Annotated in this window: 9 protein-coding genes; 2 read left to right on the top strand and 7 right to left on the bottom strand. The window is 69.7% G+C overall.

Features of this window, described 5'->3' with window-relative positions; translation table 11 throughout:
* Window positions 1-144 precede the first annotated feature (144 nt).
* Window positions 145-762: a GNAT family N-acetyltransferase gene (locus ABZ562_RS12975; protein WP_055545947.1), complete on the top strand. Its 618-nt coding sequence runs from the start codon at window positions 145-147 to the stop codon at window positions 760-762.
* 66 nt (window positions 763-828) lie between these two features.
* Here ABZ562_RS12975 and trxA read toward each other — a convergent pair whose 3' ends face one another.
* The 7 genes from trxA to ABZ562_RS12940 form a co-directional block, all read right to left on the bottom strand.
* A complete protein-coding gene (trxA, locus tag ABZ562_RS12970; protein ID WP_009716492.1) occupies window positions 829-1,158 on the bottom strand; it encodes a thioredoxin in 330 nt (109 codons plus the stop codon).
* 41 nt (window positions 1,159-1,199) lie between these two features.
* On the bottom strand, window positions 1,200-2,153 hold the full coding sequence (gene trxB / locus ABZ562_RS12965; protein ID WP_361477364.1) for a thioredoxin-disulfide reductase: 954 nt from the start codon (window positions 2,151-2,153) through the stop codon (window positions 1,200-1,202).
* Between the two features lie 151 nt (window positions 2,154-2,304).
* Complete coding sequence (locus ABZ562_RS12960) at window positions 2,305-3,291, bottom strand: hypothetical protein (RefSeq protein ID WP_361477361.1); 987 nt, start codon at window positions 3,289-3,291, stop codon at window positions 2,305-2,307.
* Window positions 3,288-3,977 (bottom strand): RNA polymerase sigma factor SigM, encoded by a 690-nt coding sequence (gene sigM / locus ABZ562_RS12955; protein WP_009716495.1) that lies wholly within the window; start codon window positions 3,975-3,977, stop codon window positions 3,288-3,290. The genes ABZ562_RS12960 and sigM overlap by 4 nt, the downstream gene beginning before the upstream one ends.
* Before the next feature lie 37 nt (window positions 3,978-4,014).
* Window positions 4,015-5,748 carry a protein kinase family protein gene (locus ABZ562_RS12950; RefSeq protein WP_361477357.1) on the bottom strand — a complete coding sequence of 578 codons (1,734 nt, stop codon included), beginning with the start codon at window positions 5,746-5,748 and terminating at the stop codon, window positions 4,015-4,017.
* Between the two features lie 110 nt (window positions 5,749-5,858).
* A complete protein-coding gene (gene murJ, locus ABZ562_RS12945) occupies window positions 5,859-8,210 on the bottom strand; it encodes a murein biosynthesis integral membrane protein MurJ (protein ID WP_361477354.1) in 2,352 nt (783 codons plus the stop codon).
* A 48-nt stretch (window positions 8,211-8,258) separates the two neighbouring features.
* Window positions 8,259-10,586, bottom strand: a complete 2,328-nt coding sequence (locus ABZ562_RS12940; protein WP_361477351.1) for a DUF6049 family protein — start codon at window positions 10,584-10,586, stop codon at window positions 8,259-8,261.
* Window positions 10,587-10,766: 180 nt separating this feature from the next.
* Between ABZ562_RS12940 and ABZ562_RS12935 the strand changes: the two genes are divergently transcribed.
* Window positions 10,767-12,257 carry a CCA tRNA nucleotidyltransferase gene (locus ABZ562_RS12935; RefSeq protein WP_361477348.1) on the top strand — a complete coding sequence of 497 codons (1,491 nt, stop codon included), beginning with the start codon at window positions 10,767-10,769 and terminating at the stop codon, window positions 12,255-12,257.
* The last annotated feature ends 16 nt before the right edge of the window (window positions 12,258-12,273 follow it).

Genomic DNA, 12,273 nt, shown 5'->3' with positions numbered 1-12,273 from the left:
GCGATCGGTGAGCCGCACCGGACTGGTGGCCACAGGCTTGGGCCTGGGCGCTGTCGGCGGTTTTGTCGGTAGTCTGATCAGGGAGCGTAGTGCGCTGTCAGCCGCGCGTGCCGCGGCTGGTCACGGAAGTGAGGGACTGGCTTCATGGGGCGTCGGCTTGTACCGCTCACGCTGGACAACCTCCCGGACATCCCCAAGCGCTGTCGCGCGTGTGTCTTCTGGGAGCTCGACCCGGTCAGCGGCGAGGCTGCGGTAAGGGCCGGACGTCCGGAGCTGGAGAAGGAAGCCTGGATCTCGGCCGTTCTGCTGGAGTGGGGATCCTGCGGCCGAGTGGTCTACGTCGATGATGTGCCGGTGGGCTTCGTGCTCTACGCGCCGCCCGCGTACGTGCCGCGGTCCACGGCCTTTCCGACGAGCCCGGTCGCGGCGGATGCCGTGCAGCTGATGACCGCCTGGCTCATGCCGGGCTACCAGGGGCAGGGGCTGGGCCGGGTGATGGTGCAGACCGTCGCGAAGGATCTGATCCGCCGGGGCTTCAAGGCGATCGAGGCGTTCGGAGACGCCACCTGGAAGGAACCGGCGTGTGTGCTGCCCGCCGACCACCTTCTCGCGGTGGGCTTCAAAACCGTGCGGCCGCATCCGCGGTATCCCCGGCTGAGGCTTGAGCTGAGGACGACGATCTCCTGGAAAGAGGACGTCGAGCTGGCGCTGGACCGCCTGCTCGGGGCGGTCCAGAAGGAGCCCGCTCTCCGTCCGCTCTGAGCGTTCCACGTGAAACACGAAGGGGCTGCCCTCTCGGGCAGCCCCTTCGTGTGTGCGGGTGATGGCTCAGCCGATGAAGTCGGCCAGATCGCGCTCGATCGCGGCCTTCGGCTTGGCGCCGACGATGGTCTTGGCGACCTCGCCGCCCTGGTAGACATTGAGCGTGGGAATGGACATCACGCCGTACTTGGCGGCCGTGGCCGGGTTCTCGTCAATGTTGAGCTTGGCGATGACGATCTTGTCGGCGTGCTCGGCGGCGATGGCCTCCAGGGAGGGGGCGATCTGCCGGCACGGACCGCACCACGCGGCCCAGAAGTCGACGAGTACCGGCTTGTCGCTCTTGAGGACGGTCTCCTCGAAGTCGGCGTCCGTCACGGTGACCGTGGCACCGGCCATGGCTACTCTCCTTAATCGTTGGTGCAGGGATGGAAGCGGAGTCAGACGGTGGCGTCTTCGCTGTCGCCCTGGGAGGCCAGGAAGCGCTCGGCGTCCAGGGCGGCCGCACAGCCGGTGCCGGCGGCGGTGATCGCCTGACGGTAGGTGTGGTCCACGACATCACCCGCGGCGAAGACTCCCGGCACGTTCGTGCGGGTGGAGGGCGACTCGACCTTCAGGTAGCCCTCGTCGTCCAGGTGCAGCTGACCCTTGAACAGCTCGGTCCGCGGGTCATGGCCGATCGCGATGAACAGACCGGTGACCGGCAGCTCGGAGGTCTCGTCCTTCTTGACGTCGCGCAGGGTCAGGCCGGACAGCTTGCCGTCGCCGTGGATCTCCGTGACCTCGCTGTCCCAGACGAACGAGATCTTCGGGTCGGCGAAGGCGCGCTCCTGCATCGCCTTGCTGGCCCGCAGCGTGTCCCGACGGTGGACCACGGTGACCGACTTGGCGAACCGCGACAGGAAGGTCGCTTCCTCCATCGCGGTGTCACCGCCGCCGATGACGGCGATGTCCTGGTCCTTGAAGAAGAACCCGTCACAGGTGGCACACCAGGAGACGCCACGGCCCGAAAGCTCGTCCTCGCGGGCCAGCCCCAGCTTGCGGTGCTGGGAGCCGGTGCTGACGATGATGGTCTTCGCGCGGTGCACCGTACCGGCGGAGTCGGTGACGGTCTTGATGTCCTCGCTGAGGTCGACCGCGACCACATCGTCCGGGATCAGCTCGGCGCCGAAGCGCTCGGCCTGCCCCCGCATGTTGTCCATCAGGTCGGGGCCCATGATGCCCTCGCGGAAGCCGGGGAAGTTCTCCACCTCGGTGGTGTTCATCAGGGCACCACCGGCGGTCACGGATCCTTCGAAGACCAGCGGCTTCAAGGAAGCGCGGGCGGTGTAGAGCGCGGCCGTATAGCCCGCGGGCCCGGAACCGATGATGATCACGTTGCGGACGTCGCTCACGGATGTCTTCCTTGTCTCTGCCGACTGCCGACTGCTGACTGAACGGCGCACCCCCCGGGTTTCCGGGGAACCGCTGCCATCCCACCCAACGGATCCTACGGGTCCCGCATTCCCGCGTGCGGCCAGGCGGGCCGCGGGTGTGGGGTGTGCCTCAGCTTCGCGGATACGTACGGGTCACCAGAAGCTTCCCGGGGCTGGAGTGAGAGGCGGAGACGCAGGACGCGTCGATCACGAAGGCGTCGACGAGCGAGCTGTCGGAGGGATGCGGCAGCACGACGATGTAGGCCGTCTTGCCGCCGTAGGTGTCCTGCTGCGCGGCGAGGACCGGCTCGGAGCGGCTGGTCCCACGCTGGACACAGGATGGAACCACCGGGTCTTCCGCACGCAGCGGCATATCCGGAGTGTTCTGGGTGGTGACTCCGTGCGACGGGGTGGCCTTCTGGTCGGCGAGCATCTCCCGCACCCGGTTCTCGAGGGTCCCGGTGGAGAGAGTGGCCTTCGCCGTCGAGCTGGGGTCCGCGTGGGCCGTGGTGCCGGGGCCGCCCTTGTCGTGTTCGGAGCCGCTCGGGAAGAAGAGGCTGCCGATACCGATCACGGCCGCGGCGCACGCGGTGCCGAGCGCCACCTTGGGCCAGCGCCGAGCACGCCCTCCACGGACTCCGGCGCCGGTGCGAGGGGCGGCCTTGCGTCCCGGCCCGGTGGCGGCGCGCGGTCGCCCTGCGGGCCGGTCCAGGGCCGGGGAGGGCTTTCCGTCAGCCGCGGGGCCTGAGGGGCCCGCGGGAGCTGAGAGGTCGGTCGTGGGCTCGGTTTCACGTGAAACATGCCCTGCGGAGTCAGCGGTCTCGGTTTCACGTGAAACCGAGGCGTCATCACCGGGGGCTGTGGCGTCGAGAAGGGCTTCGGCGGCGAGCGCGGCGTCGATCCGGCCCGCGATGTCGTCGGGCATGCGCACCGGCCCGGGAAGGGTGCCCAGCGTGGAGCGGATGTCGTCCAGGGAGGTCTGCACATCGGCACACAGCCCGCAGGTGGCGAGGTGCGTGCGCACATCGACGGTGCGGGACGGAGAGAGCAGACCTTCGGTGAGTGCGGAGATCTCCGCGACTTCCGGGTGCTCGTCCGTGTCCGTCGAGGATGTCACGCTCGCCCACCTCCGCCCTTCACGGCATCTGTGTCAGTCGGTCCTGCCGCTGGTGGGACGGATGTCCCCTGCGACCGGTTCCTTCCCCCGCCGGACGGGACGCTACCCCTCCCGTTGGGATGGAGATGCGAGAGGAGCGGCAGCAGCCGGGCGCGTCCCCGCGCGCAGCGGCTCTTCACGGTGCCGGTGGGGACGTCCAGGACCTTGGCGGCCTCCGCCACGGGGTAGCCCTGCATGTCGACCAGCACCAGGGCCGCGCGCTGCTCGGGCGGGAGGGTGCGCAGCGCTCCCAGCAGCTCGCGATGGAGATCGCCGCGCTCGGCGGGCGCGGCGGCCGACTCATGGGGCTCCAGAAGCTGCTCGAGCCGCTCGGTGTCATCGACGGGGGAGGTGCGACGGGAGGCGGCCTTGCGGGCCCGGTCCAGACACGCGTTGACCGTGATGCGGTGGAGCCAGGTCGTCACGGCGGACTGGCCCCGGAAGGTGTGCGCGGCGCGGTAGGCGGAGACGAGCGCGTCCTGGACCGCGTCGGCGGCCTCCTCCCGGTCGCCGAGGGTGCGCAGCGCCACCGCCCACAGTCTGTCGCGGTGGCGTCGCACGATCTCACCGAACGCATGCGGATCACCGGCCACGTGCTGAGCAAGGAGCTCGCCGTCGCTTGCTCCGCCGATGGTGGCGTCGTCCAACGTTGAGCCCCCTCCCCGGTCGGCCGGCTGCCCTGGGTCAGCCGGTGAACTTCACTTCAGTGATGGCCTGCTTGTAGGGGCGCGTGAAGTACTGCTCCGGGGGAGAGTACGGCAGAGCGGTGAGCCAGACGAGGACGTAACGGGCCTTGGCCTCGCTCTTGACCTTCAGGTCGGCGCTCTTGCTCGACGTCTTCTTCGTCGCCAGCTTCTTGAACGAGCCGACGGGATCGGAGCCCGAGCCCGACGGGGTCAGGGAGTCCGTGGCGTACAGCGAGACCTCGGTGTAGGAGCCGCCGTAGTGCAGCCCGATGGAGGCGCCCTTCAGACTCTGCTCGGAACCGAGGTCATAGACGATCCCGACGCCCTTCTTGTACGGGGCGAGCTGCGGACCGTCGTTGTAGCCGTAGGTGCGCCAGAGGGTGGAGGTGTCTCCGTCATGGGTGAGCTTCGCCTGGTCGGCGTTCTGCGGTTTGCCGTCCGGGGCGAACTCGGCGGCGTCCTGGATCTGGATCGGCTTGCTGGCAACCTGACCGGGCTTGTCGTCGTCCTTCTGACTGGTGGACTTACCGGGGTCCGGCTTGTTTTCCTCCTTCAGAAGGGTGTCCGCGAGTTGCCAGCTGCCGAGGCCCAGGGCCGCGATCAGCAGGGCCGAGACGGTCCACTTGAGGGCCTTGCCGGTACGGCTCTGCAGCGGGGGCGGCGGAGGCAGGGGGGCCGCGACCGGGCGGGCCGTGCGCGACGGGCCGCCGTGGGCGGGCGGCTGGCCGTAGCCCTGCTGGTAGGTCGTGTGCTGGTACGCCGGGGAGGGCGTGAAGACGGGCTCGGGCGGCCGGATGCGCGGCATGGCCGCGACCGCCTTGGACAGCTCCTCCGGGGTGGTGCAGGGCTGGTCCTGACGGGAGGCGGTGGCGCCGTCGTTGACCAGCGCGCGCATCGCCAGCTCGGACAGTCCCCGGTGGACTCCCGCGCGGACCTGGTCGGGGGCGATCAGGCCGACGCCCTTGGGCAGCCCGGAGAGGCCGTGGGCGTCCTTGTCGTAGGGCCAGCGCTGGGTGAGCGCGGCGTAGAGCAGTGCGCCGATCGACTCGGTGTCGGTGCGCTGGGGGTGTTCGGAGCTGATGCCGCGCAGCGCGGCCATGACGGCGAGGCCGCGGATGCGGTACTGGCCCGATTCCGTGCGTAGGACGGAGCCGGGGTTCAGCCGCAGGTGGGCCAGGCCCTCGCGGTGGGCGGCGGCCATGGCCTGGGAGACCTGGCTGACCAGTTGATAGGCGTCATGCGGCTCGAGCGGCCCTGAGGCGAGCACGGCGGTGAGCTCGGTGGCGTCGGGAAGCCATTCATGGACGACGTAGACGAGGTCGTTCTCCTCGACGGCGTCGAGTACCTGGACGAAGCGGGGGTCACCCAGCAGCGCCGCCGAGCGGGCGGCGGCCAGCACCGGGCGGGCCCGCGGATGGTCGGCGGGCAGGACGTGTACCCCGACGGCCCGGCGCAGTTTCTCGTCCACCGCACGCCAACTGCTGAATCCGTCCAGTCGGGTGACGCACTCCTCCAAACGGTAGCGTCTGGCCAGCTTGTGGCCGCTGTGCAGCTCGGGGGGATTTACGTCGGCCGCGGCACCCCTGTCCTGGTTGCCCGCGGCCTCTGTTTCCGTACCGGCCTTCTGTTGCGTCCCCGCCCCGTCGGCCGTGGCCTTTCCCGCCTCGGCGGTCAGCGACTCCTCGCCGTCGCTGTCGGCCACGTCGACGGCAGCCGTGCTCCGTTCCGCCACCGTCGTTCCTGCCTCCCCATCCGTTGCGCCTACTCCGAGCCAAGACAATTGTGCCCACAGTCCGCCGCTATGCACGACACACGATGACGGACGATGGTTGTGCTCAACGATCAGCGTCCGAGTCGTCCGCGCACCATACCGACCATGGCCGTCAGCTCTTCAATGCGCATCCGTTTCGCAGCAATGTAGAAGACCGCGATAAGAACGAGACCTCCGCCCGCCAAGGAGGCTACGGACCCGGACATGCCGGAACCCAGCGCCTGAGTGATGGCATAAGCCGCAGCGCCGCTCAGCAGAGCGGCGGGGACGCTGGCGCCCACCAGGCGGGTGTAGGTGCGCACGACACGGCGGCCGTCGAGGTCGCCGCCCAGTCGGTTGCGCAGTCGCTTCCAGGCCACGCCCACGCCGGCGGCGTACGCCAGGCCGTAGGAGGCGGCCATACCGGCCACGATCCACCGGGTCGGAAGAACGAAGTAGCAAAGGGCGGAGGCGGCCGCGTTGACGGCGGCGACGATGACCGTGTTGTAGAAGGGGGTTCGGGTGTCCTCGTAGGCGTAGAAGCCGCGCAGGACGACGTACTGCACCGAGAACGGGATGAGTCCGAGGCCGAAGGCCATCAGGATGTAGCCCATGTTCTGGGCCGTCGCGGTGCCGGAGGTGCCGAAGAGCAGGGTGCACAGGGGGATGCCGAGCGCCACGAAGCCGAAGGCGAGCGGGACGATGGCGACGGCGGAGGTGCGCAGGCCCTGGGAGATGTCGTCGCGGACCGCTCCGGGGTCGCCGTCGTGGGCCGACCGGGAGAGCCGGGGCAGCAGGGCCGCCATCACCGAGACGGTGATGATGGCCTGCGGCATGTTCCAGATGAGCTGCGCGCTGGTGTAGCCGACGTAGCTGGCCCCGGGAGCGTTCATGTTCTCGGCGTCGGAACCGGCCGCGGTGCCGAGCTGGGTCACCACGATGTTGCCGGCCTGGTTGGCGAGCACGAACAGCACGGTCCACTTGGCGAGCTTGGCGGCCTTGCCGAGGCCGTGGCCCCGCCAGTCGAAGCGGGGACGGAAGCGGAAGCCGGCGGCCCGGAGGTAGGGGAACATCGCCAGGGCCTGGACGGTGAGGCCGAGCAGGGTGCCGATGCCGAGCAGCCGGACGCCCTCGTCCGTGATGGTGGTGACGCCCATGTGGGAGGTGCTGGAGGTGCCGAACACCCAGATGAACAGGCCGAAGGTGGCGATGACGACGATGTTGTTGAGGACCGGGGTCCACATCATCGCGCCGAACCTGCCGCGGGCGTTGAGGATCTGGCCGACCACGACGTGCACACCCATGAAGAAGATGGTGGGCAGGCAGTAGCGGGCGAAGGCGACCGCGACCTCGTTGGCCGCCGGGTCGCCCGCGATGTCCGCCGAGAGCATCCGGATCAGTGCCGGGGCCGCGAACATGGACAGGGCGACCAGGCCGCCGAGGGTGACCATCGCGAGGGTGAGCAGACGGTTGGCGTAGGCGATACCGCCGTCCTTGTCCTCCTTCATCGCGCGCACGAGCTGCGGGACGAAGACGGAGTTCAGACCGCCGCCGACGGTGAGGAAGTAGATCATCGCGGGCAGCTGGTAGGCGACCGCGTACGCCTGGCCCAGGGAGGTCGCGCCGAGGGCCGCGACGAGCACCATCTGGCGGACGAAGCCGGTCAGCCGGGAAACCAGGGTGCCGGCGGCCATGAGGGCGCTGGACTGGAGCAGGCTGGCCGCACGGCCGCCGGAGCGCTTCGGGGCGGCCTCGGCCTGCTCGTCGGTCTCGGGGGGGCTCACCACCGGAGCGGTCACCGTGGGAGCGGCGGCCGACGGGGGCGCGGACTCGTGGCCCGCGGGGCCGGGCACCGGCGGCTGGCCCGGTGGGGGCACGGGCGGGTAGCCCTGGGCGGCGCCCTGCGGTTGCCCCTGGGCGCGCCGCGGGTCGTAGGGCTGCTGCTGGTCGCGGTAGAGGTGCGCGAAGGCGTCCTGCTGCGGCTGCTCCCCCGCCCCGTAGCCGCCCTGGTCGCCGTAGTCCGTGGTGGTGGGCTCGGCCGCGTAATTCTGCCGCGCCGGCTCCTGGGAGCCGGGTGCCACCGGCCAGGCCCGCGGATCGGCGCCCTGCGGTGCGGCGGACTGCTGCTGGTGCGGCGTCTGCTGCTGGTAGCCGCCCTGCTGGGGGGCGGACCGGTCGTACAGCGGATCTGTCAGCGGGTCATGGCCGTACGCGTCCTGGGCCGGATAGGGGTAGGGCGTGAAGCTGCCGGTGGCGTACGGGTCGTCCGCGTACGGGTCCTGCACGTAGTACTGCCCGTAGTCCTGGCGCGGATCGCCCGCGGGTGCCTGGTGGCCGTCGCCCAGGTACGGATCGTTCTGGTGCGGCTCCTGCCCATACGGTTCCTGGGGCGCGTGGGGAGAAGGCGGTGGCATCCGCCTCTCACCGTCATACGGCGCGTTCATCGCTACCCCACCTCATCGTCCGCTGCGGCCGACCGGCCCCGGAATTGCTCAATGGTCCACTTTCTCACCCGCGCCGGATGCCCCGGCGCTTTGCGAACCGGTGTCCGGCGCCGGGTCACTCGGCTGCTCGGGCACGAGGGCGGAGGCGGGGTCGTCTCCGTCGGTCTCCGCGTCCTTCACCTCGTTCTCCTGCGCGTCCTGATCGCCGCCGTTCGCGGTGGCGGTCCGCTTGCGCTGGAGGTAGATGCGGATTCCGGCGAGGACCAGCAGCAGTACACCGCCCGCGATGACGAGGATGACGGTCGATGTGATTTCGGTGACATTCACCTCGAACGCCATCTCGCCGCTGTACGGCTGCCCGTCCGGCGTGACCAACCGGGCCGACACCCATACCGGTCCGTTCGCATTGGCCGTCGTCCCGAACTTCACGGACTGGCTGTGCCCGCCCTCGACGTTGACGACCTGAGGTTCGCTGACCGCCAGGCGGTTGCCCTGCTGGGAGCGGAGGACCAGCCGCAGCTGAACGCCCTGCACCAGGTTGTTCTGCACGGTCACCGGGATGGTCGCGCTCCGCCCGGACAGGGTCATGTCCGTCTTCGGGATCAGGCGCACCTTCTTGGTCAGCCCCTCCAGATACCCCTGCACGCCCTCGCGGAAGTGGGTGGCGCCCCGGGCATCGCCCCGCCATGAGGTGGACATCTCCCGCCGGATCGCGTTTCCGAAGGGAGAGACCACGTGGTACTTGGCGGTGAGGATGGTCACGAACCGGTCGAGCGTGCCCTGGGTCTTCCGGACGTCCACGAACGCCTGGGTCGGCAGCTCCTGGCGGCGGAGCGAGGCGGGATACGCGTGAGTGCCGGGCACGCGCTGGGTGGCGTTCGGGTCGGGCTTGGCCTTCGCCGCCTGCCCCAGGGTCATCGGCTGGGTCCACTGCCCGGACAGGCCGTCCAGGGCCGCCGCCATGGCCTGCGCCTGGCTGGTGGTGGGGATGCGCTGCGGAGCCACGACGATGCTGCGCTGCCGGTCCGGCGACTGCAGGTTGATCATCTGGCTCTGGGCGAGGAACCGCTGGATGGCGAGCGTGGAGTTGTCCGCCTTGGACATGTCGCCGGTGAAGGCCGTGGACAGCCGGGCGTCCGCGACCACCGCCGTGTTGCCGCCGCCGATCTGCCGGGCCGCGGTGGGGGTGTACGAGAGGTTGCCGGTCTCCCGGAGGCTGTCGCTGCGGGCGATGACGTTGTGGGCGCCCGCGGAGGTGGCGACATCGACGATCGAGGAGTCGACCGCGCCGTCGGCGGGCCAGGCGAAGTCGGTGCGCGGCTTCACTCCGAGGACCGTCTCCACGGTCGTCGAAGCCAGCTCGGTGGCGTCCCGGAGGTGGCTGAGGGCGCCGGGGACGTTCTTGCCGTGGTGGGCGAGCGACGCGAGGTCGGGGTCGGAGAACGGCAGGGCGACCACCTGATGGCCCTGCACGGCCTTCTGCAGGTCGTTGAGCCACCGCTTGGCGACGGCCTGGCCGCTACCCGCGGTCGTCCCGTCGCCGTGCCGGTTCTGGACCTCGTACTCCCGCGTCATCGCGTCGACCGTGGCGAGCAGATCGGGGTCGATCACCCAGGTGATGGGGAGGTTCTTCCCCAGGCTGACCATCTGCTGGAGCCGGCCGCCGGGGGCCAGCTCCGCCTTGAGACGGTCGTCCCGGAAGATCGGTGTCCGGTCCTCGTCCGCGTCGGTGCGCGAGGTCATATGGGGCGTGGAGATCAGCGGCCACAGATAGGTGAGCTGGGACTTCTTCGCCGGCGCACTCGACTGCCAGGGCAGGAAGGTGCGCTTGATTCCCAGCACCTGCTGCCAGGGGCGGCTCCGGGTCTGACCACTGAGGGAGACGCCGAGCTGATAGACGCCGTTCTCCCCGAGGTGCAGCTCGTTCACCGGTATGGAGAGCGTGAAGTCCCGGCTGGCCCCCGCGCCCAGCTTGCCGATCTTCTCGGCGTACTTGCCGCCGATCTCGGTGCCGTCGGCGCCCTGCTGGTAGCCGGTCCGCCGGGAGGCGCTGTCGATCGCGTTGCGGCCCTCCATGGTGGGGCCGACCCGGAGGCCGACATGGGCGCCTGAGACCGCCGAACCGCTGTCGTTGGTGACGGTGCCGCTGACGGTGAGCGTGTCGCTCTTGGCCGGTGCGGTGGGCGTCAACGAGGTGATGTCGACGTCCACGGAGCGCGAGCCGGTGGGTTTGCCCGCCGCATGGGCGGCGGGAGCCCCCGGGGCCTGCAGCACGCCCGCGAGCACCGGTGCCGCTGCGAGCAGCGCCCCGGTCCGCCGTAGCCATCGACGGGCGCGAGAGGACGTCGTCTCCCGGAGGTCTGCCGCATCGGCCACGCGCTCGCCCGTCCCTTGTCGTCAGTGATCGTCAGTGGTCGTCGCAATGTGCGTCCACGAAATGGTAACGATGCCCGCTGTGACGAAGTGCTGTGGACGGCTCCACAAGATCGTCACCGTGATGGAACCGACGATCAACGTGGAGGCCCCGGGGCGCGCGGCCACGTACCCTGTTCTGTTGTGCCGAACGCCAACAATGACAGCCGATCCCCGCAGTCCACCAATGAGCTCAACCAGGTGCAGCGCCGCGCCGTGGCCGAACTCCTGCGGGTCTCTCCCGTCGCCGACGATCTTGCCCGACGCTTTCAGCGGGCCGGGTTCAGCCTGGCCCTGGTCGGCGGCTCGGTACGGGACGCGCTGCTCGGCCGCCTCGGTAACGATTTGGACTTCACGACGGATGCCCGCCCCGACGAGGTGCTGAAGATCGTCCGGCCTTGGGCGGACGCCGTGTGGGAAGTGGGCATCGCCTTCGGCACGGTCGGCTGCCAGAAGGAAGGGCCGGGCGACAACGGGTCGCATCAGAACTTCCAGATCGAAATCACCACATATCGCTCGGAAGCCTATGACCGGACATCCCGGAAGCCTGAGGTGTCCTACGGCGAATCCATCGAGGAAGATCTGGTCCGCCGGGACTTCACGGTCAACGCGATGGCGGTGGCGCTCCCGCAGAAGGAGTTCATCGACCCGCACAACGGGCTCGAAGATCTCGCCGCGCGGGTGCTGCGGACCCCGGGCACTCCGCAGGAGTCCTTCTCCGACGATCCCCTGCGGATGATGCGCGCGGCGCGGTTCGCCTCTCAGCTGGACTTCGAGGTGGCGCCCGAGGTGGTAGCCGCGATGAAGGCGATGGCCGGACGGATCGACATCGTCTCGGCGGAGCGGGTGCGTGACGAGCTGAACAAGCTGGTCCTGGGCGCCCACCCCCGGAAGGGGCTGCGGCTGCTGGTCGAGAGCGGGCTCGCCGACTGCGTACTGCCGGAGATCCCCGCGCTGCGGCTGGAGCGTGATGAGCATCACCGGCACAAGGACGTGTACGAGCACTCGCTGACCGTGCTGGATCAGGCCATCGACCTGGAGGAGAACGGGCCCGATCTGGTGCTGCGGCTGGCCGCGCTGCTGCATGACATCGGGAAGCCGAAGACGCGCCGCTTCGAGAAGGACGGCCGCGTCTCCTTCCACCACCACGAGGTGGTCGGCGCCAAGATGACCAAGTCCCGGATGACGAAGCTCAAGTACTCCAATGAGCTGGTCAAGGAGGTCTCCCGGCTGGTCGAGCTGCATCTGCGCTTCCACGGCTACGGCACCGGCGAATGGACCGATTCGGCCGTGCGGCGCTATGTGCGCGACGCGGGGCCGCTGCTGGACCGGCTGCACAAGCTCACCCGCTCGGACTGCACGACGCGCAACAAGCGGAAGGCCATGGCGCTTTCGCGGGCGTACGACGGGCTGGAGGAGCGGATCGCCAGGCTCCAGGAGCAGGAACAGCTGGACGCGATCCGCCCGGACCTCGACGGCAACGAGATCATGAAGGTGCTCGGCATCGCTCCGGGGCCCGAGGTCGGCAAGGCGTACAAGCATCTGCTGGAGCTGAGGCTCGAGCACGGCCCCATGGGCCGGGACGCCGCCGTCGAGGCGCTCAAGGAGTGGTGGGCGGCCCAGTCCCAGAGCTGAGGCCGCGCCCGCGACG

The sequence above is a fragment of the Streptomyces sp. NPDC019937 genome (assembly GCF_040631655.1).
Classification (GTDB): Bacteria; Actinomycetota; Actinomycetes; order Streptomycetales; family Streptomycetaceae; genus Streptomyces.
Note: the sequence above shows the minus strand (reverse complement) of the source record. Positions and strands in the feature narration are given on the sequence as shown.

What these genes read in the sequence shown, in the direction of transcription:
- ABZ562_RS12975 (WP_055545947.1), top strand. Translation starts at nt 145, where the DNA reads ATGGGGCGTCGGCTTGTACCGCTCACGCTGGACAACCTCCCGGACATC.
- murJ (WP_361477354.1), bottom strand. Translation starts at nt 8,210, where the DNA reads ATGAACGCGCCGTATGACGGTGAGAGGCGGATGCCACCGCCTTCTCCC.
- trxA (WP_009716492.1), bottom strand. Translation starts at nt 1,158, where the DNA reads ATGGCCGGTGCCACGGTCACCGTGACGGACGCCGACTTCGAGGAGACC.